The sequence below is a fragment of the Bradyrhizobium sp. genome, assembly GCF_049519115.1.
GTDB lineage: Bacteria > Pseudomonadota > Alphaproteobacteria > Rhizobiales > Xanthobacteraceae > Bradyrhizobium.
Genome location: NZ_JBEKRB010000007.1, coordinates 38,568 through 63,861, shown reverse-complemented (window position 1 = coordinate 63,861; position 25,294 = coordinate 38,568). Strand labels below are relative to the sequence as shown.

The following is a 25,294-nucleotide window of genomic DNA, read 5'->3' as shown; positions in this document are numbered from 1 at the left end:
GAACGATCAGTGCTTTGCGATCAGAGTTTGTAGACGGCGCGCGCGTTGGTCTGGAAAATCTTGATCCTTTCGGCCTCGCTGAGCGGCGTCTTGAAGGCGAAGCGCGGATCGTCGAAATCCCAATGCGGATAGTCCGACGAAAACAGCAGGCGATCGATGCCGACCCATTCCATCAGGGAACGCAGATGCCTCGCTTCGTCCGGCTCGTCGACCGGCTGCGTGGTGAACCAGAAATGTTCCCGCACATATTCCGAGGGCTTGCGCTTGAGATGGGGCACCTCGTCGCGGAAGCGCGCGAAGTGCTGATCCATCCGCCACAGGGTGGATGAAATCCAGCCGAAGCCGCCTTCGATGAATACGATCCTCAGGCGCGGGAAGCGCTCCAGCACGCCTTCGAGCACGAGGCTCGTCAGCGCGGCCGCCATGGTATGCGCATTCGACTGGTGCTCTTCGGCGTAATAGGACGGCCAGCCGCCGGCAGCCGGCGAATGACCACCATAGCCACCGGTATGAATGCCGAGCGGCAGACCCAATTCCTCCGCGCGCGCATAGATCGGCCAATAGCGACTGCGACCGATCGGCTCATTGGCCCGCGGCGAAATGTTGATCTGCACATATTGGCCGACCTTGGCGCAGCGCTCGATCTCGGCGACCGCCAAATCGGTGCCGTCCTGCCCGACCAGAATGGAGGCCTTCAATCGCGGATCGCGGCTGGTCCAGTGCGCGAGTTGCCACTCGTTGACAGCTCGCTGGATCGCGGCGCCGCATTCCAGGTTCTGTTGCGAGAAGATGAACATGTCGAGCACCTGCAACACGCCGAACTCGACATCGTAGGGATCCAGATACTGCTTGCGCATGAAATCGAGATCGGAACCGGGCGGTCCACCGGTCGGCGGCCAGGCATCGCGGCGCGCGATCAACGGCGAGGACCGCGGATAGGGCGTGGTGCCCATATAGGGCGTGCGCAGGTGATCGCCGTAAGTCTTGAGATGCTCCTGCCAGCGTTTGGGCAGGAACGGATTGAGATCGCTTTTCGCATGCAGGCTCGGATGGACATCGCAGTCGACGATCCGAAACCGGATCCTGGCAGGGGCTTCCTGATCGAGCAGCGGGCGGTCGATGACATCACTCATGCGATCCTCCATTCTAAGTCTGGATCATGATCTTATCGGAAAAACCGGTTCCCACTTTTCCGGATCATGATCTATGCGGCGAGCGAAAGCCGCGGAAAGGTTTCAAGCGGGTTGTCGGCACACATGCGCGAAACAAGACTTGGCGGCAGATGCGGCGGGATCGCGTCGTCCCCGTCGAACTGCCAATGCGGATAATCGGAAGAGAACAGGAACATCTTGTCCGAACCAATCATATCAATAATGTCGGCAACGCTCCTGGCATCGGGCGGACTGTCGAACGGCTGCGTGGTCAGACGAACATGGTCGCGCATGATCGCCGCCGGCTCGCGATCGACCCACGGTACTTCGACGCGGACGCCGCGCCAGGTCTTGTTCGCCCGCCACATGAAGGCCGGCAGCCAGGTGATGCCGGATTCCATCAGCACGACCTTGAGCTTCGGAAATTTCAGGAACACACCCTCATAGATCAGGCTGAGCACCTGGGCCTGAAACGCCTGCGCTTCGGCGAGATAAAATTCATAGCGGTAGGACGGCCAGCCGACCGAACTCGGCGCCTGCCGATAGGCGCTGCCGGCATGGATGGCGATCGGCAATCTGTGTTTCTCGGCGGCCTGCCACACCGGCCAATAATGCCGCCGGCCGAGCAGGCTTTCGCCCTGCGCCAGCACCAGCACGGAGACGAATCTGTTGTCGCCGGCGCGGCGTTCGATTTCCTCGAGAGCCAGATCCGGCGCCTGCAATGGGATCACGATCGAGGCCCGCAGACGAGAGTCACGATCGAGCCATTCGGCCGCGATCCAGTCGTTGATCGCCTCGCAGAAGGCCGACGCCATATAGGGATCGTAAACGGCCTGTGCGCCGTACAGCACGTTGCAGATCGCGTGGCTCGCACCGAGTTGGTCGAACGCGCCGCGCTGAACCATCGCGAGGTCACTGCCGGGCTTGCCTTTGGCGGGCCGCCAGTCGGCACGGCCGGAGAGCGGCATGTTCGGCGGATAGCTGTTGAGATCGAGACCGTCGATCGCCCGGCTCACCACCTGCTCTTTCCAGTGATCATCGAGATAGGGCAACAGCGTGGTACGTGTGCCGCCTATCGCGGGGTGGATATCGCAGTCGATCCGCGTCGCCGCCATGTTCCGTCCCTTGGTGCCGTTTCCTCGATCTTATTTTCTTGCGTGTCTTTCTTGGGCGTCGCATTCGGGGCGCGCCCTTGTGCTTAAATGTGCCGCCAGGGCTGCAACGGCGCAAGGGTTGATTGAGGCGTACTGCGATTTCAGCCATGCAAAGTTTCTTGCAAAGTTTCCTGCTATGGCATGCCCGTTGCAGGCCATACTGGCGGCAAGGCGATCGCCTATGGCGGTGTTCCACTCCCACAGGAGACATCATCATGATCCTGATCCGCGGCGGCACGGTGGTGAACCACGATCATTCCTGGCGCACCGACGTGCTTGTTGATGGCGACAAAATTGTCGGGTTCGGTCCATCGCTCGACGCGCCCGCCGGCACTGAAGTGATCGATGCCGGCGGTTGCTACGTGATGCCGGGCGGCATCGATCCGCATACCCATCTCGAACTCGGATTCATGGGCAGCGTGTCGGCGGACGATTTCGAGTGGGGCACCAAGGCGGCGCTGGCCGGCGGCACCACCATGGTCGTGGACTTCTGCATTCCAGATTCCGGGCAATCGATGCTGGCAGCGTATCAGGACTGGCGCCGCAAGTCCGAGAAGGCGGCTTGCGACTACGGCTTCCACATGGCGGTGACGTCGTGGTCGAAACAGGTATTCGACGAGATGGAGACCGTGGTCAAAACCTATGGCATCAACACCTTCAAGCACTTCATGGCTTACAAGGGCGCGCTGATGGTCAACGACGACGAGCTCTACAACTCGTTCGCGCGTTGCGCCCATCTCGGCGCGCTGCCGCTCGTGCATGCCGAGAATGGCGACGTCGTGGCGCGGATGCAGGAAGCGCTGCTCGAACGCGGCATCACCGGTCCCGAAGGCCACGCTTATTCGCGGCCGCCTCTGGTCGAGGGCGAGGCCACCAACCGCGCCATCATGATCGCCGATATGACGGGCTCGCCGGTCTACATCGTGCACACCAGTTGCCGCGAAGCGCATGAGGCGATTGCACGGGCGCGTGCCGCCGGAAAACGCGTGTTCGGCGAGCCGCTGATCCAGCATCTGCTGCTGGATGCCGACGAATATGAAAACAGGAGCTGGGATCATGCCGCGCGGCGGGTGATGTCGCCGCCGTTCCGCGACAAGAGCCACCAAGACAGTTTATGGGCCGGGCTTCAGTCGGGCTCGTTGCAGGTGGTTGCGACCGATCACTGCGCCTTCACGACGGAACAGAAGCGTTTGGGCGCCGGCGACTTCCGCAAGATCCCGAACGGCACCGGCGGGCTTGAGGACCGCATGCCGCTGCTCTGGACCGCGGGCGTCCACACCGGGCGACTGACAAAGGAAGAGTTCGTCGCGGTGACGTCGGCCAATATCGCTCGCATCCTCAACGTCTATCCGCGCAAGGGCCGGATCGGGATCGGCTCCGACGCCGACATCGTAGTGTGGGATCCAACGCAAAGCAAAACCATCAGCGTCAAAAACCAGATCAGCCGGATCGATTATAACGTGTTCGAAGGCTTTGACTGTACCGGCGCGCCCGCCGCCACGCTGTCGGGCGGCAGGATCGCCTTCGCCAAAGGCGAACTTCGCGCCGAAAAGGGCGATGGAAAATATGTCGAACGGCCGGCGTTCTCGCCGATCCAGGTGGCGAATTCGACCTGGAAGCAAACGACCGCGCCGAAAGCGGTGTCCCGCGGCGATGTGACGCCGTAGTGGCGCAAATTGAACGCCGTCGTCAGATTTGACTTCCGTGACATGCCAGCATCATCAAATGTCGCAGACCGGGTCTGGCTCCAAACGGAGAATCGCATGGGGACCGAGGTTGTCGAACGGATCAGGCTGTTCCTGATCGAGAGTCCCATCAAGATGACCCGGCTCCAGGGAGTCGGGAATGTCAAAGGGACCGTCAAGCGCGTCCTGCTTGAGCTAACCGCGAGCGACGGCACTGTCGGCTGGGGCGAAGCGGCCCCATGGGAGGTGTTTACCGGAACGCCGGAGGCCGCCTTCGCGGCCATAGACGTGTATCTGCGCCCGGTGCTGATCGGCCGGCCGATACGCCGCATCCGCGAGACGATGGTCCTGCTCGACAAGACTCTGGTTGGTCATGCCGAAGCCAAGGTCGCGATTGAGACTGCGCTGTTCGACATTCTGGGCAAGCAGACCGGACTGTCGGTTGCCGACCTGCTCGGCGGTCGCGTGCGCGACACGATCCCGCTCTCGTTCTCGATCGCCGATCCTGATTTTGCGGCCGATCTAGATCGGATGCGGACCATGGTTGCGGCCGGCAACGTCATCTACAAGGTCAAGACCGGCGTCAAACCCCACCGCGAGGATCTTGCACATCTGGAAACGATGCGCGCCGAGTTCGGCGACAGCATCGATCTGCGACTTGACTACAATCAGGCGCTGCAACCTTTCGGCGCGATCAAGATCCTGCGCGATGTCGACAGGTTCCAGCCGACCTTTATCGAGCAGCCGGTTCCACGTCCCTACCTCGCCGCGATGGCATCCTTCGCCGCTGCGCTCGATACACCGATCCTGGCCGACGAGAGTTGCTTCGATGTACAGGATCTGGTCGAAATCGTCCGCCTCCAGGCCGCCGACGCCATCTCTGTCAAGCTGATGAAATGCGGCGGACCGCTCAAGGCCCAAAGCCTGATGGCCATAGCCGACACAGCGGGCCTGCCCGGCTATGGCGGCACGCTGTGGGAGGGCGGCATCGGCCTTGCCGCAGGCACCCATCTGATCGCCGCCACGGCGGGGATCTCGCTGGGCTGCGAGTTTTACATGCCCCACCACGTCCTCACCGAAGACGTGCTCGAACTACGCATCCCGCACCGTGACGGTCACGTCGTCGTGCCGGATGGTCCTGGGCTGGGCATCACGGTGAGCGATGCGGCGATCCGCGCCAACGCCCGCACACTTGCCGCGCGTGATTGAGCAGGCGGCAATCGCGTGGGTTCAAGCCGCGCGGATGTTGCCGATGAAGCGATCAACGTTATCGCGCAAGGCTTCCGAGAGCTGGACCAGGCCTTTCGCCGAACCGAGCACTTCGCCGGCAGCGACGCCGGTCTCACCGGCCGCCTGGCTGACGCTCGCGATATGTCCCGAAACCTCCGTGGTCCCGGCAGCCGCCTGCTGCACGTTGCGCGCAATCTCCTGGGTCGCTGCGCCCTGCTGTTCGACGGCTGCGGCGATCGCCGCAGCAATATGATTGACCCGGCTGATCGTCTCCCCGATGGCCTGGATGGCCTGCACGGAAGAGCCGGTCGCCTCCTGGATGGCGGCGACCTGCGCGGTAATCTCCTCCGTCGCCTTCGCAGTCTGGGTAGCAAGGCTTTTCACCTCGGATGCCACGACCGCAAAACCCTTGCCGGCTTCGCCCGCGCGCGCGGCCTCGATCGTCGCGTTGAGCGCCAGCAGGTTGGTCTGTCCGGCGATCCCGCTGATCAGCTTGACCACATCGCCGATCCGCTGCGCCGCATCGGCGAGCGCGTGGACCTGGGCGTTGGTTCGTTCGGCCTGGCTGACCGCTTCGCCTGCGATACCGGTGGATTCCGCAACCTGCCGGCTGATCTCGTTGATCGATGCCGACAACTCCTCGGTCGCCGACGCAACAGTCTGGACGTTGGTCGAAGCCTCCTCCGAGACCGACGCCACCGTGGCGGATTTACTGCTGGTCTGCTCGGCCGTCGCCGACATCGAATGCGCCGTCGTTTGCAGTTCGGTCGACGCTGCGGCCAACGAGCGAAGCGACTCGGTAACCGATTGGTCGAACGCTGCGATAAAACCCTCGATCACGATCTGACGCTGCTCCTTGCGGCCCTGCTCGTTTTGCTGTTCGGCGGAAAGCCGATCGGCCTCGAGCATGTTCTGCTTGAAAATAGCGACGGCCCGCGACATGTCGCCGATCTCGTCGGTGCGCTCGGTACCTTGCAACTCGGTCGCCAGATCGTGTTCGGCCAATCGGCGCATCGCGCCGGTCAGCCGCCTGATCGGTGCACTGACACGCCGATGGACGATTACGAAACCGGCAATGGTCATTGCCAGAGCGACCAGCATCATGACGCCGTTCAACGCCAGACTCCGCGTGGCGCCACTCATCTGACGGCCGGCGCGGGCCACCATCTCGGCGAGCGCGGCGTTGGCGACGTCGACGCTGGGGACGAGCGAAGCAGTACTGATCTTCTGCAGCTCCGAAACCGGAAGCTCCGCTTTCTGTCCGTTGCTCATTGCCTTGACGATCTCCCGCTGACGCTCGACGATCGCGACCGCGGCGGGCTCCTTCGAGCGGGCGACGATGTCGACGATGGACGCCGGAGCGTCGGCGCGGGCGACCGCCTCCATGATCTGACTCCAGGCCAGCGCGGCCCGGCCGCGGTCCTCCGCGGCGGCGACGACATCGGCCTGGCTGAAGGGTTGCCCGGCCGCGGCGTTGTTTTCGATCCGAACAGCCACCAGACCGCCGAAACTGCGCGCGGCCCATGCGGCTTGCTTGACCATCAACAATTGATCGACGACCGGATCGACCAGCTTGAGCGATGCCTCCAGCGCGCCGGTCAGCCCAAGAATGGCGTCCAGATAGACCTGGGCGGCCTTCGGGTAGTCTTGCGCGACACTTGGGTCGCGCTCCGATTTCGGCCAATGCGTGGCGGCGTCCGCTTTGGTGCGCAGTTCCGCCAGGGTTTCATGAGCCGCCATCAGGCGGGCCAGCAGCGGTGACAAAGTGGGGTCCGCAGTCCCGGCGAGCCGTTCGATCACCGCACGATAGCCGTTTTCGGAAGCCTCCCGGTTGGTTGCGACCCGGGTTTCGGCAACGCTATCCGCGGGCGCTTCGCTGATCAGACCCGGAATTGTCGTCCCCCGCTCCAGACGGAATCCCATCAGCGTCGCGAACAGTTGCTGGTCGGTCCCGGCAAGCGACGCCACACGCTGCGCGGCCTCGTTGCGCTCCACGGCGGAGACCAGTTCCATTGCGCTGAGCGCAACCAGGAAGATTCCAAGCACTCCAATGATCTGTCCGAGCACGACCCGGATCGACATTCTGGCAAACAGTTTCATTGCAATATCCCGGCCCCGAAAGCAGGGAATCGTCGCGTATTAATCTTAAAGTTAAGTGTCGATCCGGCTTGCGGGCGGAGATCTGTCGTTCCGCGTTCATCGAGCGCCACGCGGTCCGGCGATGCGGTTACGGCGAGGCGAAATGCTACCGATTTGCCTGCCAGGGTGGCGCACAGAGAGTCGCACGGATGCCAGAAAGCCCAATTCCGGTTAGCCGGCGGCGAGAAGGGCGAACGAGGTTCGAGCCTGAAACTGGATGGTGGGGACCATCTGGACCAAACTGGCTACCCCCCACGCAGTCATCGAACTAGTCTCCGAAACTCGGGTCAGCACCGGTACGGCGGATCAATGTCTATCGACGAACGGCTTTTACGTCGTCGGCCCTCACCTCGTCCCTGTAATTGTTGCCGAAATGAGTCCGAAGATAATTCACGACGGCAGCAACCTGATCGTCGCTCATCATCGATCCGAATGATGGCATTCCGCGCTGTCCGTTGACGACAACTTCGATGGGATATCCGCTGGCTTCGAGGTTTCTGTTTCCCGCAAGTGATGGATATGTTCCTGCGCCTGCCGCACCTTTGCCATCGGGCATGTGGCAGCCCCGGCAAACACTAGAAAACAATTGCTCGCCGCTCTTCTCAGTGAATACGGAACCTGAGCTTAATGCGGGCTTGGATGCCGAAAGCTCGGGGCTTTGGGCTTGGGCAACGCACGATACCAGCAAAGACGCCGCTAACACCGTCACGACGAAGCTTATTTTTCGAAGGCCCAAATTTCTCTGCATGATCTGGCAATGCCGTCCCAACTCTGATGAGCAAGCGCTTTACGTTTTGGCTACCCGATCGTGCAACCGGGTGATCGCGTTAAGGGACGATAGAATAGCTCCCTCTTGCCATGCCGGAATGTAGGATGCGTGCTCGCCAGCCAAAACGATCCTGCCGTCGATCTGGCAAAGGTTATCGTAGTGATCCGCCCTTGCCTTTTCGGTCCAGTTGCCGGCGCATCCCAGTGTATAGGGAACGCGATGCCAGGCCACCGCAACGCCGTTCTCGAATTCGGTACGGTATTGCGGGTGGATGTTGGCACCTAATTCGACAGCGCGGGCGATCCGTTCGGCCGGTGACATCGACGTGAATTCGTATGCATTCGGACCGCCAAAAATGTATGCGCCCAACAGCACACCCCTGCCAGTGCTATTGAACCCGGTGTTTGGATAGGCGATTTGCAGTATCGGCAGATCGGTGTAGCTGATGCCGCCGTAGATCGCCTCGTCCTCTTCCCAGAAGCGGCGCTTGAATTGCAAACCAATCTTGACGGACGCTGCATAAGGCACGGCGTCGATGGCTGCTTTCATGCTAGCGCCAACGTCGACCGGAATCTGACTCAAAATGGAAAGCGGGATCGTGCAAACGCACCAGTCGGCTTTGGCCAGTTGCGGCGTTGCCGGAGCCTTGAGGTTTGTGTAGGTGACCGTGACGCCGTGGTCGTCCTGTTGGATCCGCGTCACCTTGGCATTGTATTGGATGATGTCGCCGACTTCCCTGGCAAACGCCTTGCCGATCGCGTCCATGCCTCCTACCGGCTGAAACATCGTGTCCTGGAACGTATGGCGCGCAAAAATCTGCAAATAGCGCCAGACCCGCGATTTGAGGATATCAGACAAATTGATCACTTCACCCGGGATCGGCCCTGCGCCGAGGCCGCCGCCCGGAGAAGTAGCGTAACCACGAAATTCAGCAGAAATTGGATTTGCCTTGTAAGCGTAGTCACCGTCCAGCGCGCCCCATGATTTCAGCGCTTGCAACAAGATCTCGCGATCCTCTTTCGATACAGCTTCGTCAAGCTTTCCCTGTTGCGTTACCTTGGCGAGTAATTCCGAAATCTGTCCTTGAAAGTCACTCTTGATGTCACGAATACGCTGCGGAGTACCTCCGAACGCGTTGGTCGCGTGCAGAAACGCGTTATGATTAAGCTGGACGAATGGCTCAAGCGTGACGCCCAGGCGCTTGCAGTAATCGAGAACCGCGCGATGGTGATAGGGAATTCGCCATGGGCCCGGATTGATGTAGAGGCCTTGCTCAAATTCGCAGGTTTGCTTGAACCCACCGAGTTCGGTAAACGTATCTCCTCCGCGCAAAGTCCAATTGCGTCCCCCTGCCCTGCTGTTGAATTCGAGGATTTGGACTTTGTAGCCGGCTTTGCGTAACTCAAGAGCGGCAGTCATCCCGGCAAGTCCCGCGCCGAGTATCAGGACAGAAGCGCCCTTAGGATCACCTTCGAGCTTGATCGGTCCTTTGTATCCGGAATCAGAGGCAAACCCCAGACTGGTCATCGCATGATACATCGCGGCGCTACCGGAAACTGCGCCGATCAGGGCCAGAAGATCGCGCCGACTATATGGTTCAAGCTCGTTTGGCATCTTGCTCGAGGTTCAATCGTTTTCGCTATTTAGTTTAGATCTACAGATCGGATACAGCGTTATATTGTAGTTAGCGCTTTTTGGCGAAGGAGCAATCCCATGGGCAAGATGTTGCGCTTTCTAGTCGCTGCGGTTGCCCTCGCGGTTAGCGCTGGAGTGATGATCGCCGACCCGCTGCCTCCGAGTTCGTTGATCGCCACCGCATCGAGCCTCGGGCAGAGTGCGCTCGGCGATCCATCCGCTTTTAATTTCGTGGAATCGCTGACCACCGAGATCGGACAGCGTCTGGCCGGTACCGAAGCCCATAGGCGCGCGGTTGCATGGGCCGAGTCCAAGCTCACAGCAGCAGGATTCGAGAACGTTCATTCCGAGCCATTTACCCTTACTGCCTGGATCCGCGGCGCTGAAAGCGCGGAGATCGTTGGTCCAGTGCCGCAACATCTCGTCGTGACCGCATTGGGAGGCTCGGTCGCGACGGATGCTAACGGCATTGAAGCCGAGATATCGCTGTTCCGAACCTACGACGATTTGCTGGCGGCCGCTCCGGGGTCGCTCAACGGCAAAATCGCCGTTGTGACCCAGCGCATGGTGCGAGCACAGGACGGCAGCGGCTATGGCGCCGCCAACCCAATTCGGCGTCGTGGTCCCTCCGAAGCAGCAAAGCGAGGCGCCGTCGCCTACCTGCTGCGCTCGCTCGGTACCGACAACCATCGTTTGCCTCATACCGGCGCGCTTAGTTACGAAGATAGTGCGCAACGAATTCCTGCGGCTGCTTTAGCCGTCCCGGACGCCGATCAGCTCGAACGGCTGGCTGCGCAGGGTCCGGTAAGGATCCGACTTCTGCTGACACCGACGGTTCGAGAGAGCGCGCCGTCCTGGAATGTCGTCGGCGAGATAAAGGGTGGAGCGCGGCCAGACGAGATCGTTCTTGTCGGTGGGCATCTCGATTCATGGGATCTCGGCACCGGCGCGACTGATGACGGTGCCGGCGTTGCTATTGTCTTCGGCGCCGCCAGGCTAATCGCCAGATTGCCCCAGCGTCCCAGCCGCACGATTCGTGTCGTCCTATTCGGCGCCGAAGAGATGAACTTCAGCGGTGCCGCCTATGCCAAAGCCCACGAAGGAGAAACCGGCAAGATCGTTGTGGCGGGCGAGGCAGATTTCGGCGCACGCAATGTATATTCTGTGCAGCTTCCATCCGGCGCCGCGACAAATGATTTTGGCCGAACACTAGATCGGATAATTGCGCCACTCGGCGCAAACCTCGATCGCCGGCCAGCCCTTGGCGGCGGCGACGACATTCGCGATCTTCAAACAGCCGGCGTGCCCGTGGTATCACTGCGCCAAGACGGACTGGATTATTTCGATACCCATCACACCGCTGACGACACGCTCGACAAGATCGATCCGAAGCAGCTTGCCCAAGCGGTCGCAGTGTGGTCGGTCTTCACTTATCTTGCGGCGGCATCGGACGTGGATTTCAGAAGTCTTGCACCAGCAGTAAAATAAGCGCCCGAGGCAAAAAACTTTCTCCGAGACTTCTGGGCATCACCCGAGAAGCCATCGGCCGCTGTGAATATCGAATTTCACAGCGCCCTCGCCTCCCATTTTCAGCAGGAGGGATTGGCAAGCTTCCTCATTCAACATTGGCTCGGATCATGATCTCACGAACCTTGAGCGCCTTTTCGCGCAGAGCGCTCAAGATATTGTCTCGATCATTCAGCATGCTTTTTCCTTCGACGTCACCGGTCACGGCGCCTTACTGACAATACGCAAGCTCATCTTCCGTCACTACACGCTCGATCTTGTCAGACTTGATGCGGTATCTAAGACGGCCGTCTGACTCGACCGGCATACATTGAACGATGGTGTAGATCTTTGGCATCTCGACCTGCACCCGCCCCTGCGGTCCTTGACCGCGGTGACGGACTTCATCGTTTAGCTGGTAAGCATGTGACATTCTGCGTCCCTTTTGGATCGTTCTATTACGAAACGAACTTCGGCGGTGAAAATCCCGCAATCTGGCCCAACTGCCCCAGGATTTCAGGCTGAAGAACAAGCCGCCGGGAACGGGATTTTTCGGTGCAGAGATTGAGCGAGGAAACCGGCCAATTTGCCGCGTCTCTGCCGGCAGAGACCGCGACACTCTGCAAATTCGGCGCACATGCCTTTGATATAGTTAACGTAACGAGAGTGTTCGTTTTATCGAACAACTAAGGATTGTGCGTGGTGGGAACAGTATGGTTCGAACTGCCAACTCCCCACCCAGTCATCGAACCGGTCTCAGACGCGCGAGTCCGGAACGAAATTTTTCGATGCAGAGGCAACGAGGCGAAACAGGCAAATTTGCCGCAATTTCTCCAGCCGGTAATCGAACCGGTTGGCGGCATAATTGCGCAGGTCTCAGGCCGAAAATTTGCCCTCGAATCCATCTCGATAGATCGGCGCTATTTCAGCAGCGAGGGCCCGCTCGCCCTTGTATCTCGTTCTTACAGGCGTATACGCATGATTAGCACTCACTAATTGTGACTGCCAATGCAAAATCCATAAGCTAAACAAGGAGGATCGCATGAAATTCCGTCCGCTTCACGACCGCGTTGTGGTCAAGCGTATCGACGCCGAAGAGAAGACTGCTGGCGGCATCATTATTCCCGACAGCGCCAAGGAGAAACCGTCGCAGGGCGAAATCACAGCTGTCGGTCCTGGTGGCCGCGACGAGGCCGGCAAGCTAATCCCGATCGATCTCAAGGTTGGCGACCGCGTGCTGTTCGGCAAATGGTCGGGCACTGAAGTCAAGATCGATGGCGAAGATCTCCTCATCATGAAGGAGAGCGACATCATGGGCGTTCTCACCGACATCCCCGCCGCGAAGAAGAAGGCCGCTTAAGCGCCGTCTCTCTAAATCATCTCACAAGGACAAGCAAACATGGCTAGTAAAGAAGTTAAATTCGGTGTTGAAGCGCGGGACAAAATGTTGCGCGGCGTCGACATTCTCAACAACGCGGTCAAGGTGACGCTCGGCCCCAAAGGCCGCAACGTCGTGCTCGACAAGTCGTTCGGCGCACCCCGCATCACCAAGGACGGCGTCACTGTTGCCAAGGAAATCGAGCTCGAGGACAAGTTCGAAAACATGGGCGCCCAGATGGTGCGCGAAGTGGCTTCCAAGGCGGCCGATGCTGCCGGCGACGGCACCACTACCGCGACCGTGCTGGCCGCGGCCATCATCCGTGAGGGAGCCAAGTCGGTTGCCGCCGGCATGAACCCGATGGATCTGAAGCGCGGTATCGACCTGGCCGTGGAGGCCGTGGTCGCCGACCTCGTCAAGAACTCCAAGAAGGTCACCTCGAACGAGGAAATCGCCCAGGTCGGCACCATTTCGTCCAACGGCGACGCCGAGATCGGCAAGTTCCTCGCCGATGCGATGAAGAAGGTCGGCAACGAGGGCGTTATCACGGTTGAGGAAGCCAAGTCGCTTGAGACCGAACTCGAGGTCGTCGAAGGCATGCAGTTCGACCGCGGCTATATCTCGCCCTACTTCGTCACCAACGCCGACAAGATGCGCGTTGAAATGGACGATGCCTACGTCCTGATCAACGAAAAGAAGCTTTCCCAGTTGAATGAACTGCTGCCGCTGCTTGAGGCCGTGGTGCAGAGCGGCAAGCCGCTGGTCATCGTCGCGGAAGACGTCGAAGGCGAGGCTCTGGCCACGCTGGTCGTGAACCGTCTTCGTGGCGGCCTGAAGGTTGCCGCCGTCAAGGCGCCGGGCTTCGGCGATCGCCGCAAGGCCATGCTGCAGGACATCGCAATCCTGACCGGTGGTCAGGCGATCTCGGAAGACCTCGGCATCAAGATGGAGAATGTCACGCTCGCCATGCTCGGTCGCGCCAAGAAGGTGATGATTGACAAGGAGAACACCACCATCGTGAGCGGCGCCGGCAAGAAGGCCGACATCGAAGCCCGCGTTGCGCAGATCAAGGCGCAGATCGAGGAAACCACCTCGGACTACGACCGTGAGAAGCTCCAGGAGCGTCTGGCCAAGCTCGCAGGCGGCGTCGCGGTGATCCGCGTCGGCGGCGCGACTGAAACCGAAGTGAAAGAGCGCAAGGATCGCGTGGATGACGCGATGCATGCGACCCGCGCGGCTGTGGAAGAAGGCATCGTACCGGGCGGCGGCGTCGCCCTGCTGCGCGCCTCCGAGCACCTCAAGGGCATCCGCACCAAGAACGACGACCAGAAGACCGGCGTCGAGATCGTGCGCAAAGCACTGTCCTGGCCGGCGCGCCAGATCGCGATCAACGCAGGCGAAGACGGTTCGGTCATCGTCGGCAAGATCCTGGAAAAGGATCAATACTCCTATGGCTACGACAGCCAGACCGGCGAATACGTCAACCTGATCTCCAAGGGTATCATCGATCCCACCAAGGTCGTTCGTGTGGCGATCCAGAACGCGGCGTCCGTCGCCGGGCTCCTGATCACCACCGAAGCCATGGTCGCCGAGTTGCCGAAGAAGAGCGCCGGCGGCGGCGGCGGCGGTATGCCCCCGGGCGGCGGCATGGGCGGTATGGACTTCTAAGTTCCAGCTTTGACGCGATCAAAAACAAAAAGGCTCGGCAACAATGCCGGGCCTTTACGTACAACTGGATCTCCATGCAGTAGACGATCAGGTGCTATCGCTTTTTCTTCTTCGCAAAAATGTCGTTCCAGTTGTCCTTGTAAGCTTTAGAAACTGCCTTCTGACCCTCGCCCATACCTTGCTTGCTTGCCGGAGCGTCCGGTTTGCTTTCAGTCATAGAGGGCGAATCAGGTTTGTTCTCAGTCTTGCCAACGGCGTCTGGTTTGGCTTCTACAACCTTATTCTCGGCGATCGCTTTTTTGGACGCAGCGTCTTTGGTCTTATCAACTGACATTTGGTTTCCTTATAGGCGCAGACGGTTTTGACAAAGTCGGACATGGTCCACCCTTTAGCGTTTCCCTAGTGTTAAGATAAACGCCAGCGACGAACTTAAGCGTCCGCTTCGGGTTCGCGAGGTCCCTTCCCTGAAGATGGCTTCTTGCAATGTCGTCAGCTACAGGAATGAAGGCCTGGTTTGGACAGTGGCTGCACTTGACTCGCGACTTCTCGCAAACGCCGCGTACCCATTCGTTATGGCATGCAGGTGAGTAGCCGGACTTGCCTGAGTTTGAATTTTCCCAACGCTGGGGAAAGACGTTGTCTCGACCTCGGAAGAGCGATCGAAAGAGCATGACCTTCTCGGCATTGGAGGGTGCCGTCGCGGCCGAAGCAGCATTCAATGCTTGAGAGGAAAGCTTTGCTTCCACATTGTTTCGTTGCTGGAGTTGCTCAAGCGACGCCAGAAGTCCCTCACGCTCCACGTCGAGTTCCGCGAGGCGTTTCTTCAATGAAGCGATTTCTGCGTGATCGTCGGCAGCCATTTGCCTGCGTCCCACTCATCCCCCGCTCACGGTCCACCAAACCCGCGATGCAAACAAGATAGCCCGGTTTTGAAATGTGCACTGTCGCGTTACGATCAATGACTGAACAACTGATCTGCGAATTGCAAAGTCATTGGATGAAAGACTGCCTGCTAAGCACGCAGCCGTGTCGAACTGGGGACCGAACCCACGTTGAGGTGAGACGACTCGGTACAATCGTCGCGGACGTCATGAACGGAATTTTAAAGGGCAGAGACCGGGGGCCGAAATGGCCTCATTCGCGGCGATTGCAGGAGCAGAGACCGCGCCAGTGAGAGATTTTGGCAGACATGTCTTTGACATCACGGAGCTATTGCGAGTATCTATTACTCTATACAACTTTAGATTGTGCGTGGTGGGCACGACAGGGATCGAACCTGTGACCCCTACCATGTCAAGGTAGTGCTCTCCCGCTGAGCTACGTGCCCGAAAGTCGTATTAGGTGGGGGTCCGTATAACGGCTCCGTGGGGGGCAGGCAAGGTTGCCGAAAGCCGTTTTTGGCGCCCACGGAGGTCTTTTGCAGCCGGATATCAGGCCGCCAGCATCTTGTTCACTTCGCTGACCAGTTCGCGAAGGTGGACCGGCTTCGACAGCACCTTGGCATTCTTGGGCGCCTCGGAGTCCGCATTGAGAGCGACGGCGGCAAAGCCGGTGATGAACATGATCTTGATGTCGGGGTCGAGCTCGGACGCACGGCGCGCCAGTTCGATCCCGTCCATTTCGGGCATCACGATATCGGTGAGCAGCATCTCGAACGGTTCCTCGCGCAACCGCTGATAGGCCGACATCCCGTTATCGTGTGGCGAGACCTGGAAGCCGGCATTTTCCAGCGCCTTGACCAGAAAGCGGCGCATGTCGTTGTCGTCTTCGGCGAGGAGAATCTTGTGCATGGCGGGAATCGTCGAATCCGGATTTGAGGATCGGTCCGCCCACTAAGCCCGACGAGAGTAAATTTCGGGTGAAAGGGACGGTGTCAGCGACGTCTCGTGCCAGTATTTCTGGACCTGAATGCGGCACGAATCAATCGAGACGGCTCATTCCCGCCGCAAGTCTTTCGTTTCGACCAGTTTAGAGTTTTGACCAGTTTAGAGTTTTTTTGCTTGGCAGAGCGGCCGCGATTACCGACAATGCGGCCCTAAAAGCCGCGCCTTTTGGCGGAAATGCTACTCCTCAGACGGGCGGATTCCAGGGACGGCGACGAACGATGACCCAGCTTGACGAAGAATTGCCGCCGCCGTTCGAGATCGTCGAGCCGGCCGATTGGCGGGCGCCCATCATCTTTAATTCGCCGCATTCCGGCTCGGCCTATCCCCCTGAATTTTTGAAAGCCTCTCGCATCGACATCGCGGGCTTACGCCGTTCGGAAGACTCGTTCATGGACGAGTTGATCGCAGGTCTCAGCGATCTCGGCTTTCCGACCGTGAGCGTCAACTTTCCCCGCTCCTATGTCGACGTCAATCGCGAGCCCTATGAGCTCGATCCCAGGATGTTTTCAGGACGGCTGCCGAGCTTTGCCAATACGCGCTCGATGCGGGTCGCCGGCGGGCTCGGCACCATTCCGCGCGTGGTCGGCGACGGCCAGGAAATCTACGGCGAACGCATCGCGGTCGATGACGCGCTGGCCCGGATCGAGCAGCTCTACAAACCCTATCACCGCGCGCTGCGACGGCTGATCAACAAGGCCCACCGCGCTTTCGGCACCGCCATCGTCGTCGATTGTCACTCGATGCCATCGGTCGGCGTGTCGCGCGAGGAGCCGCGGCGGCCGGACGTGGTGATCGGCGACCGCTACGGCACCAGTTGCGCCTCGGTGCTGGCCGATACGATCGAGGAAACCATGAGCCGGCTCGGTTATTCGGTCGGCCGCAACAAGCCCTATGCGGGCGGCTTCATCACCGAACACTACGGCAACCCGGCCTCCGGGCTGCATACGATCCAGCTCGAACTCAACCGCGCCATCTATATGGATGAGCGGCGGCGGTCTCGTGGTGAACGGTTTGCCCAGGTGGCCGAGGATTTCGCGGTTCTGGCCGACGTGCTGGCGGCGCTTCCACTGGATGGACTTGAGCCGTTCGCATCTGCCGCTGAATGATAGTTGTCATCGCGACGGCACCATCGCGCCAGGTGACACCATGACAATTCGAAGAAAGCGGCCGCGCCCCAAGAAAAAAGGGCCGCCTGAATGAACAAGCGGCCCAAGTCTAGGGAGGAAACGCCCAAGGAGGGCAGCGATAGCGCGAGGCGCTACCGCACCGCAACAATATGCGACCGCGCTGCACAAAGTGCAAGACCTTTTCCATCTTTAGCGGTGTATATCCGGTACATTACGTGAATTCCCCAACATGGCACTGATATAAATATCTCAATAAAATGAGTGACTTATAGGATAAAAAGATGCTTCTTCACATGTGGATAGCGGGGATACTAAATTTGCTCTCGAACTCGTGATCGAGCCCGGTTATCGGAAATTTACCCCTTTGCGCCCACCGATTCGCAGCAACAATAAAGCGGGGCATGGTCCATCAACCCGCCGCGCGTTGGCCGTGCGGAATTCATGGGATTGCGCTAGAGCCTTAGCCAAGAGCCCTAAACTACAAGAGCCGTAAGCCAGGAGTCGTCGTGACGGTCATCGATTTCACCGCCTTCATTGGCCGCCTTGCGACTGCCTCCGGCGAAACCATTCTGCCCTTCTTCCGGACGTCGCTTGGCATCGACAATAAAGGCACCCGCGATTTCGATCCCGTAACGGAAGCCGACCGCGCCGCCGAAGCGGTGATGCGCCGGCTGATCCAGTCCAATTTCCCGCAGCACGGCATTGTCGGCGAGGAATTCGGCAATGAGCGCGAGGATGCCGAGTATGTCTGGGTGCTGGACCCGATCGACGGCACCAAATCCTTTATCTCGGGCTTTCCGACCTGGGGCACGCTGATCGCGCTGATGCACCGGAAAATGCCGGTGTACGGCATGATGCACCAGCCTTATGTCGGCGAACGCTTTTCCGGCGACAACGGCTCAGCCAATTATTCGGGATCGGCCGGTCAGCGGCGCTTAGCAGTGCGCCGCTGCGCGCAGCTTTCGGACGCGACACTGTATACGACCAGCCCGCTTCTGATGAACCAGGCCGACCGTGCCGCCTTCGGCCGCGTTGCCGACACCGCGCGGCTGACGCGCTACGGCGGCGACTGCTATTCCTATTGCATGCTCGCGGCCGGTCATCTCGATCTCGTCATCGAGACCGAGTTGAAGCCTTACGACATTGCCGCGTTAATTCCGATCATCACCGGCGCCGGCGGCATTGTGACGACCTGGGAAGGCGAACCCGCGCAAGGCGGCGGCCGCATCGTCGCGGCGGGCGATGCACGCATTCATGAAGCGGCGCTCAAGCTGCTCAACGGTTAAGGTAATTCTTCCATGAGAACATTCCGTGCGCTTCTCGCTGGCCTGTCTCTGCTGCTTGTGCCGGCATCGGCCGGCGCGGAGGATTTTCCGGCACGACAAATCCGGCTGATCGTGCCGTTCCCGGCCGGCGGCCCCAGCGACATCATCGCGCGCGTGATCGGCCAGCGCATGTCGGAAATCGCCAAACAGCCTGTGATCATCGACAATCGCGGCGGGCAAGGCGGCGTGCTCGGCACCGACGCGCTTTCGAAGTCAAAACCGGATGGCTACACCATCGCGCTTTCGAGCGCAGGCGCGCTCGCCATCAGCCCGACCATGGAGAACGTCGCCTACGATCCGCTGAAGGATTTGCAAGCCATCACGTTGGTGGCGAAAGTGCCGGAGATGCTGGTGGTGGCGAACGACGTTCCGGCCAAGAACATGGCTGAATTGGTCGCGCTCGCCAAGGCGAAGCCCGGAAAGCTCAACTTCGCGTCGTCCGGCCCCGGCAGCCTGCCGCATCTCGCCGGCGAACTGCTGAAGCTGACGGCCAAGATCGACATCGTGCATGTGCCCTATCGTGGAGCCGCGCCGGCGGTGAACGACCTGCTTGGGCAGCAGGTGCAGATGGTGTTCCTCGACCTGCCAATTCTTTTGCCGCAGATCCAGTCTGGCGGCGTGCGCGCGATTGCGCTCGGGGCGCCTAAGCGCGCGCCGACGGCGATGGACGTGCCGACCACAACCGAGGTCGGGCTGCCGGATGTTCAGGCCGAAAACTGGTACGGCTTCGTGGCGCCCGCCGGCACGCCGGCGCCGATCGTCGAGAAGCTGAGCCAGATCGCGACCGAAGCCATGCGCGACGCGGCGGTGAAGGAAAAGCTCGCGGTCCAGGGCGCCGAGCTGATCGGCGACAGCCCAGAGCATTTCCACGCCTTCATGGAAAGCGAGATCACCCGATGGGCGAAGGTGATCAAGGATGCCGGCGTCGCCGTCGAGAAGTAAACTTCCCTATCGCGCGGCTTTACGCAAATGATCGACGAGAAGCTTGGCCGGCTTCGGCAGGCTTTTGAAGCTGCGGGCGCAAATCGTGAGCTGCCGGTTGGCCCAGGAATCGCGGATCGCCAGCAACGTAATGGGCATCGTTTGGGCGCAGCGCTTCGCGGCTGCTTCCGGCACCACCGCGACGCCGACGCCGGCGGCGACCATCCGGCAGATCGCATCGAAATCCCGCAACCGCGCCCGGACCCGCAAGCGCACGCCGAGCCGGGCGGCCTGCCTGCCGATATGAACGGCGAGTGCGGTCGTGCTGGTGAGCCCGACAAAGTCGCAATCCGTCACCTCGATGAAATCGATCTGGCGGCGGGTTGAGAATGCGCCGCGCTTGGGCGCCACCAGCATCAGGCGATCTTCACCAAAGGAGAAGCGCTCGAAGTGCTCCGGCAACGCATGTTCGGCGGCAAAGCCGAGATCGGCCGCGCCGCTGGCAATGGCGCCGACGATATCGACGCTCTCGCGTTCCTCGACATCGAGGCTGATATCGGGATATTCGCGCAGAAAGGATGCAAGCGCCTTCGGCAGATGTTCCGACAGGCCGGACGTGTTGGCGAGCAGATGGACACTGGCGCGGACGCCGCTCGCAAAGCTGGCAATGTCGCCTTGCATCATGGCGACCTGGTGCATGATCACTCGTGCATGATCGCGCAGGCTTTCGCCGGCAGCGGTCAACTCGACGCCGCGGCGGCGGCGCCTCACCAGCGTCACGCCCAGATCAGCTTCGAGCCCCTTGATCCGGGCGCTCGCAGATGCGAGAGCCAGATGGGCACGCGTCGCGCCATGGGTGATGCTGCCGCTGTCCGCCACAGCCACGAAAAGCTGAAGATCGACCAGATCAAAACGCATGGCAAACCCTTAAACTATCTGCCTTCGTCATACCCGAAGGCTTGTTCAATAAGCTCCAGATTGTGCCGGTGTCGCCGATCGGTCAATGTACCAGCGGAGTGGATTTGACATTCGCTCCCCACCCAGCCGCGAGTCAGGGAAGCGAATGTCAAATCCTGCACACCACTAGTGTGGCGGCTCAGAAGGCGCATCATTTTCGCCGCGGTTTCTTGATGCGGACTTCTGAACCACAGCCACACTAGATCAATAAATTAGCTAGTGTCCTTTCGATTCCGAAGTTCGAGACGTGGCCCCGCAAGATGCGACGAACTTCGGAATCGGGACACTAGAACCGATCTCTGCTAGTGGTCCTTTGATTCTAACATTCGCAAAAGTGGCCGCTGAGAAGTGATGCGAATGTTAGAATCGGACCACTAGCCATGACCCACACACTCCTGATTTTCATTGCCGCGGTGTTCCTCCTGGCGGGCTTCGTCAAAGGTGTGATCGGGCTTGGCCTGCCGACGGTATCGATGGGACTGCTCGCGGTGTCGATGCCGCCCGCGCATGCGCTCGCCATCGTAATCGTGCCGGGCGTTCTCACGAACATCTGGCAGACTTTTGCCGGACCTTATTTCCTCGGGATCGTCAAGCGGCTATGGCCGCTGCTGCTGGGGCTGGCCGTCGGCATCCGACTCGATGGCGGCATGATGACCGGCCCTTACGCGCGTTATGGAACGGTGCTGATCGGCGTCCTGCTGGTGACGTACGCGATCGTCAGTCTCCGTAAATTCACCGTCACCGTGCTGCCGCAGCACGAGAAGTGGGTCGGCGGCGTCATCGGGCTGACCACCGGAGTCATCTCGGGCGCCACCGGCGTACAGGTCGTTCCATCAATGCCCTTCATGCAGGCGCTGGGCATGAAGAAGGACGAACTGATTCAGGCGCTAGGGGTGTTCTTCACGGTCGCCACGCTGGTGCAGGCCTTCAACCTCTCCGCCGCTGGGCTACTCGATGAATCAACCGCATTGCCCGGTGTGATCGCGCTCGCCTGTTCGTTCACCGGCATGGCGGTCGGCCAGACGGTGCGCACGCGGCTTGAGCCCGACTCGTTTCGCCGCTGGTTCCTGATCTCGATGATCGTGCTTGGGATCTATCTGGCCGCAGCGGAGACTTACGAGATCTATTTCGCCTGAGCAAAAGCGATCCGGACGCCGAGATAGACGAACAACGCGCCGAGCGAACGATTGATCCAGGCCATCGCGCCGCCGGAGTTTCGTACACCGCTTGCCGCCCGCGCTGCCATCACGGCAATGGCCAGGCAACACAGCGTCCCATTGAAGATGAAGATCAAGCCGAGCATTAAAAATGCCGGCGCTTGTGTGGCGCATCCGCGTCGACGAACTGCGGCAGATAGGCGAGAAAGAACATCGCCACTTTCGGATTGAGCACGTTGGTCAACGCGCCCTGCCAGAACACCCACGACAACGAAATATCGCGGCTCTCACGCACAGCCGATTCGCTCGGATTGGCCGGCCGCGAGAACAGCATCGTCAAACCGACGTAACAGAGATAGGCTGCGCCCGGCCATTTCACGGCGGTGAATGCCGTTGCCGAGGCGACCAGCAGCGTCGACAGTCCGACCGCGACCGCAAACACATGGGTGAGACAGCCGGTGGCGACGGCAAGCGCCGCCGTGACCCCGCCGCGCCATCCCAGTTGCACGCTACGTCCGGCGATATAGGCGATGTCGGGTCCCGGCGCGATGTTGAGCAAAAGCCCGGAGACGATGAAGAGCCCAAAATCGTGAATGCCGAACATCACGCCTCACCCGAATAATGGCGTGCCGGGCACGAAGGCATCGAACGCCGCCCAGAATTGCGACCGGTAGCGATCCTGCTCCTGCAGGATTTCGTGCTTGGAACCGGCGATGACCAGATGCGAACCCGCCCGCAAATGATAGGCGAACTCTTCGATCGCCGAGGTGGAAACGACGGTGTCACTGCTGGCGGCGAGCATCAGGATCGGCTGGCGAATCTCCAGCGGATAGGTGCTGGCGCGAAAGCCGTGCATGGCGCGGAAGGCGGAATCGGCCCAGGCAACCGTCGGAGAACCGAGACCCAGCGTCGGATCTTCGGCCAGAATTGCGGCGTTGCGGGCGTAGCGAACCGGATCGCTGGTGAGCGGATTGTTGACGAACGACGCAGTGCCGGTCAGGGCGTCGCTGCCGCCCGGAACATAGCGGCCGCCGAGCCCGGCAAACCGTAAGGTGCGCAACAGCACGCGTGCCGGCAACGCCGTCAGATGGCCGGGCAGGTCGATCATCGGCGCCGATAACACCATGCGGTCGAACCAGCGTTTTCCCGCATGCGCAATCCGCAGCATCACCGCGCCGCCCATCGAATGGGCCAGCGCAAAGAACGGCGGCGGGCAATCCGGCAACACCACCTGCTGCACGAATGTCTCGACGTCGATTTCGTAGTCGGAGAAGTCACGCACATAGCCCTTGCGCGGATCGCGCAAGCGCCGCGACGAGTGCCCCTGCCCGCGCCAGTCGATCATCGCCACCGCAAAACCGCGGTCGCGCAAATCCCGAACCGTCTCGAAATATTTTTCGATGTGCTCGCTGCGGCCGGTGAAGACGCAGACGGTGCCCTTGCGGTTGGCCGGCGGCGCCCAGCGCGCGAAGCGCAATTCGGCGCCATCGGGCGTCTCGATGGTGCCGGACACGACATCTTCGGGAACGGGATTGGCGGGGATCGAGACGAGCGTCATGGAAGCCAACCGGTTAGGCAGGAAGCGCGGGAAATCAAGGATCCAAAGCGTCAAAAAGGCGGGCTGGGTGCAGACTTGAACGCGTTCGGTTCCCTCCCATATCACCTTCGTGCAGGCCACGACCAGCGTTTCCGAAGAGAACCCGGAAGGCGCTTGAAAGGATGCACAGCAACAGCCCGGCCCCATGGCGGGCGGGTTCACTTCAAACAGTCGCTCAATGGAGGACTAACCATGCGTACCTTTGATCTCACCCCGTTTTATCGTTCCACCGTCGGCTTCGATCGCTTCTTCTCCCTGCTCGATCAGGCCACCGCCGACGGCAGCCCCGGCTACCCGCCCTACAATATCGAGCGCACCGGCGAGAATGCCTATCGCATCAGCGTGGCGGTTTCCGGCTTCGCGCTGGCTGAGCTTTCGATCGTCGCCAAGGAAAACACCTTGACGATCAAGGGCGAGAAAGTCGCCAATGAGAACGACAAGGAAAAATCCGAAGTGCTTTACCGCGGCATCGCGGCCCGCGCCTTCGAGCGCGCATTCCAGCTCGCCGATTTCGTGGTCGTGAAGAACGCTTCCCTCGAGAACGGATTGCTGCATGTCGATCTCGTCCGCGAAATTCCGGAAGCCAAGAAGCCCCGCAACATTCCGATCTCCGGCAGTGTGCAGAACGCACCTGTGATCGAGGGCACGGCCGAGAAAGCTGCCGCCTGAGCTAGTTGAGTCTTCAACTGGTATTGGCTGAAGCGAAAACGCCCCGGAAAAACCGGGGCGTTTTTGTTTGGGCAGTCGTTCTCGCGAACGCGAGAACCCATAACCGCAGGCAGCGACTACTATGCGGAATGGCGCTCCGGCGGCCTTGAAATAATCGCCGGTCCCCCGGCTCAAGGCCGGAGCGACTAAGAGCTATTCCAGCCCCTGTACCTTCGGCATCGGTTGCGTCGCTTGAATGGCCGGCGCGGCCGGCTTGGCCTCTACGGGGCTTGCAGAAGGCGCGGCCGGCGCGACATCGGCGGGCTTGGCATGGACCGCGGCCGATTGCTGCATCGGGGCTGCGGGCGTCAGCTTGTCAGCCAACGGCTTCGCGTCGGCGGGCCTCTTCTCGCCAAGCCTTGACGGCGCAGCCTGCGGCATCGGAATCGACTGCGGCAGGCGGCTGGCGATCTTCGGAGGCAATGCACCCGGCGGCCGCGGCGCATCAAGACGGGTCATGGGTTCCAGCGGTCCATACGAAGGCCGCGGCGCACCTCCATAATAGCCGTCACCGTAGCCGCCATAGCCACCCAGGCCGCTAAAGCGGTCGGCGGGCACGAAACGCACGATACGTCCATTCCGGGCATCGATCACCAGCCGGCCATCGTCGCCCCGGCGGTCGATGGCGGAGACCGAATAGAAAAGACCGCGCAGTCGCGGCACCCCGAGTGGGGAGAACCCGTTTTCGCGCAGCACGGCATAGACTTCCGTCGGCGGCATCAGCGGCGGACCGTATTCTGACGGCCCAGGTCCAACTTGCGCTCCGTATCCCTGGGGCCCGTACACTGGTCGACCATAGACCGGCGCTGGAACGGCGGGGCCCGGCGGCACATCGGCGTTAGGTCCGCTGAAATCGGACGCCGCCAAATAGCGCGGCCGGCTCGTGTCTTGAGGCGCCGTCCCCTGAGCATTGGCGGTGGTGGCCGCCAACAGCAGCCCGACCGAGATGGTCCACCCTTTGAACGCCTTCATTTTCGAAGCTCCTGTGATGCTCTCGTCTGGAAAGCCCAGTCAGCCCTCATCCCGGCGGCCAATTTCATCGCCGATTTCGGCGGTCCTTGGGCGGGATCGCGGCGCGCCTGCCGCAAATCCGAGGCAGGACGTCCACGTCGAGAGCATGGCCGACCAGCATGGCGAGCGACTTTCACGCGCTTGTATGGTAGATAAAAATTTGGCATGGTCAGAGTTAGGACAGTAGTACTGTCTCAATTTTGGGCTGCTCTCCCGGCACGGGGTTTGCAGCGGCCAGCCTAAATTTAAGAAATTGCGGCTCGCGAAGGACGAGCGGTGGCCCGGTGGGT

The 25,294-nt window shown here is 60.6% G+C and carries 21 protein-coding genes, 1 tRNA gene and 1 pseudogene; 10 read left to right on the top strand and 13 right to left on the bottom strand.

The window, feature by feature from the left end:
• Nucleotides 1–20: 20 nt before the first annotated feature.
• Nucleotides 21–1,133: an amidohydrolase family protein gene (locus tag ABSE61_RS07760; RefSeq protein ID WP_423870500.1), complete on the bottom strand. Its 1,113-nt coding sequence runs from the start codon at nt 1,131–1,133 to the stop codon at nt 21–23.
• 71 nt (nt 1,134–1,204) lie between these two features.
• Complete coding sequence (locus tag ABSE61_RS07755; RefSeq protein WP_423870499.1) at nt 1,205–2,266, bottom strand: amidohydrolase family protein; 1,062 nt, start codon at nt 2,264–2,266, stop codon at nt 1,205–1,207.
• A gap of 251 nt (nt 2,267–2,517) precedes the next feature.
• Here ABSE61_RS07755 and hydA point away from each other — a divergent pair, with 251 nt between their 5' ends.
• Together hydA and ABSE61_RS07745 are read left to right on the top strand one after the other, a co-directional pair.
• Complete coding sequence (gene hydA, locus ABSE61_RS07750; protein WP_423870600.1) at nt 2,518–3,972, top strand: dihydropyrimidinase; 1,455 nt, start codon at nt 2,518–2,520, stop codon at nt 3,970–3,972.
• 96 nt (nt 3,973–4,068) lie between these two features.
• Nucleotides 4,069–5,199, top strand: coding sequence for an enolase C-terminal domain-like protein (locus ABSE61_RS07745; RefSeq protein WP_423870498.1), 1,131 nt, complete (start codon nt 4,069–4,071; stop codon nt 5,197–5,199).
• A gap of 21 nt (nt 5,200–5,220) precedes the next feature.
• On the opposite strand, the gene ABSE61_RS07740 is transcribed toward ABSE61_RS07745, so the two are convergent.
• From ABSE61_RS07740 to ABSE61_RS07730, 3 genes are all read right to left on the bottom strand, one after another.
• Nucleotides 5,221–7,320 carry a methyl-accepting chemotaxis protein gene (locus tag ABSE61_RS07740; protein ID WP_423870497.1) on the bottom strand — a complete coding sequence of 700 codons (2,100 nt, stop codon included), beginning with the start codon at nt 7,318–7,320 and terminating at the stop codon, nt 5,221–5,223.
• A gap of 352 nt (nt 7,321–7,672) precedes the next feature.
• Nucleotides 7,673–8,107 carry a c-type cytochrome gene (locus ABSE61_RS07735; RefSeq protein ID WP_423870496.1) on the bottom strand — a complete coding sequence of 145 codons (435 nt, stop codon included), beginning with the start codon at nt 8,105–8,107 and terminating at the stop codon, nt 7,673–7,675.
• Between the two features lie 39 nt (nt 8,108–8,146).
• Complete coding sequence (locus tag ABSE61_RS07730) at nt 8,147–9,742, bottom strand: flavin monoamine oxidase family protein (protein WP_423870495.1); 1,596 nt, start codon at nt 9,740–9,742, stop codon at nt 8,147–8,149.
• A gap of 99 nt (nt 9,743–9,841) precedes the next feature.
• Between ABSE61_RS07730 and ABSE61_RS07725 the strand changes: the two genes are divergently transcribed.
• The 3 genes from ABSE61_RS07725 (at nt 9,842) to groL (ending at nt 14,315) form a co-directional block, all read left to right on the top strand.
• Entirely contained in the window at nt 9,842–11,251 is a 1,410-nt protein-coding gene (locus ABSE61_RS07725; protein WP_423870494.1) for a M20/M25/M40 family metallo-hydrolase, read from the top strand.
• A gap of 1,060 nt (nt 11,252–12,311) precedes the next feature.
• Entirely contained in the window at nt 12,312–12,629 is a 318-nt protein-coding gene (locus tag ABSE61_RS07720) for a co-chaperone GroES (protein WP_423870493.1), read from the top strand.
• Between the two features lie 39 nt (nt 12,630–12,668).
• Nucleotides 12,669–14,315 carry a chaperonin GroEL gene (gene groL / locus ABSE61_RS07715; protein WP_423870492.1) on the top strand — a complete coding sequence of 549 codons (1,647 nt, stop codon included), beginning with the start codon at nt 12,669–12,671 and terminating at the stop codon, nt 14,313–14,315.
• Nucleotides 14,316–14,409: 94 nt separating this feature from the next.
• Here groL and ABSE61_RS07710 read toward each other — a convergent pair whose 3' ends face one another.
• The 4 genes from ABSE61_RS07710 to cpdR all read right to left on the bottom strand — a co-directional run bounded on the left by ABSE61_RS07710 (nt 14,410) and on the right by cpdR (nt 16,105).
• Nucleotides 14,410–14,649, bottom strand: a complete 240-nt coding sequence (locus ABSE61_RS07710) for a hypothetical protein (protein WP_423870491.1) — start codon at nt 14,647–14,649, stop codon at nt 14,410–14,412.
• Nucleotides 14,639–15,175 carry a TOTE conflict system archaeo-eukaryotic primase domain-containing protein gene (locus tag ABSE61_RS07705; protein ID WP_423870490.1) on the bottom strand — a complete coding sequence of 179 codons (537 nt, stop codon included), beginning with the start codon at nt 15,173–15,175 and terminating at the stop codon, nt 14,639–14,641. Before ABSE61_RS07705 ends, ABSE61_RS07710 begins: the two co-directional genes overlap by 11 nt.
• Before the next feature lie 392 nt (nt 15,176–15,567).
• Nucleotides 15,568–15,642 (bottom strand) — tRNA-Val (locus ABSE61_RS07700).
• A gap of 103 nt (nt 15,643–15,745) precedes the next feature.
• Nucleotides 15,746–16,105: a cell cycle two-component system response regulator CpdR gene (gene cpdR / locus ABSE61_RS07695; RefSeq protein ID WP_072826226.1), complete on the bottom strand. Its 360-nt coding sequence runs from the start codon at nt 16,103–16,105 to the stop codon at nt 15,746–15,748.
• 314 nt (nt 16,106–16,419) lie between these two features.
• Between cpdR and ABSE61_RS07690 the strand changes: the two genes are divergently transcribed.
• The 3 genes from ABSE61_RS07690 (at nt 16,420) to ABSE61_RS07680 (ending at nt 19,595) form a co-directional block, all read left to right on the top strand.
• Nucleotides 16,420–17,307, top strand: a complete 888-nt coding sequence (locus tag ABSE61_RS07690; RefSeq protein ID WP_423870489.1) for an N-formylglutamate amidohydrolase — start codon at nt 16,420–16,422, stop codon at nt 17,305–17,307.
• 527 nt (nt 17,308–17,834) lie between these two features.
• Nucleotides 17,835–18,614, top strand: coding sequence for a histidinol-phosphatase (hisN, locus tag ABSE61_RS07685; RefSeq protein ID WP_423870488.1), 780 nt, complete (start codon nt 17,835–17,837; stop codon nt 18,612–18,614).
• Between the two features lie 12 nt (nt 18,615–18,626).
• A complete protein-coding gene (locus tag ABSE61_RS07680) occupies nt 18,627–19,595 on the top strand; it encodes a Bug family tripartite tricarboxylate transporter substrate binding protein (RefSeq protein ID WP_423870487.1) in 969 nt (322 codons plus the stop codon).
• 6 nt (nt 19,596–19,601) lie between these two features.
• On the opposite strand, the gene ABSE61_RS07675 is transcribed toward ABSE61_RS07680, so the two are convergent.
• Nucleotides 19,602–20,492 (bottom strand): LysR substrate-binding domain-containing protein, encoded by an 891-nt coding sequence (locus ABSE61_RS07675; protein WP_423870486.1) that lies wholly within the window; start codon nt 20,490–20,492, stop codon nt 19,602–19,604.
• A gap of 419 nt (nt 20,493–20,911) precedes the next feature.
• On the opposite strand from ABSE61_RS07675, the gene ABSE61_RS07670 reads away from it, so the two are divergent.
• Nucleotides 20,912–21,667 (top strand): sulfite exporter TauE/SafE family protein, encoded by a 756-nt coding sequence (locus tag ABSE61_RS07670; RefSeq protein WP_423870485.1) that lies wholly within the window; start codon nt 20,912–20,914, stop codon nt 21,665–21,667.
• Here ABSE61_RS07670 and ABSE61_RS07665 read toward each other — a convergent pair.
• Both ABSE61_RS07665 and ABSE61_RS07660 read right to left on the bottom strand, forming a co-directional pair.
• Nucleotides 21,655–22,292, bottom strand: a pseudogene (locus ABSE61_RS07665) (LysE family translocator). The gene ABSE61_RS07670 and the pseudogene ABSE61_RS07665 sit on opposite strands and share 13 nt — an antisense overlap.
• A gap of 6 nt (nt 22,293–22,298) precedes the next feature.
• On the bottom strand, nt 22,299–23,246 hold the full coding sequence (locus ABSE61_RS07660) for an alpha/beta fold hydrolase (protein WP_423870484.1): 948 nt from the start codon (nt 23,244–23,246) through the stop codon (nt 22,299–22,301).
• Between the two features lie 231 nt (nt 23,247–23,477).
• Between ABSE61_RS07660 and ABSE61_RS07655 the strand changes: the two genes are divergently transcribed.
• A complete protein-coding gene (locus ABSE61_RS07655) occupies nt 23,478–23,954 on the top strand; it encodes an Hsp20 family protein (RefSeq protein ID WP_423870483.1) in 477 nt (158 codons plus the stop codon).
• Nucleotides 23,955–24,146: 192 nt separating this feature from the next.
• Here ABSE61_RS07655 and ABSE61_RS07650 read toward each other — a convergent pair whose 3' ends face one another.
• Nucleotides 24,147–24,965: a hypothetical protein gene (locus ABSE61_RS07650; RefSeq protein ID WP_423870482.1), complete on the bottom strand. Its 819-nt coding sequence runs from the start codon at nt 24,963–24,965 to the stop codon at nt 24,147–24,149.
• Nucleotides 24,966–25,294 lie beyond the last annotated feature (329 nt).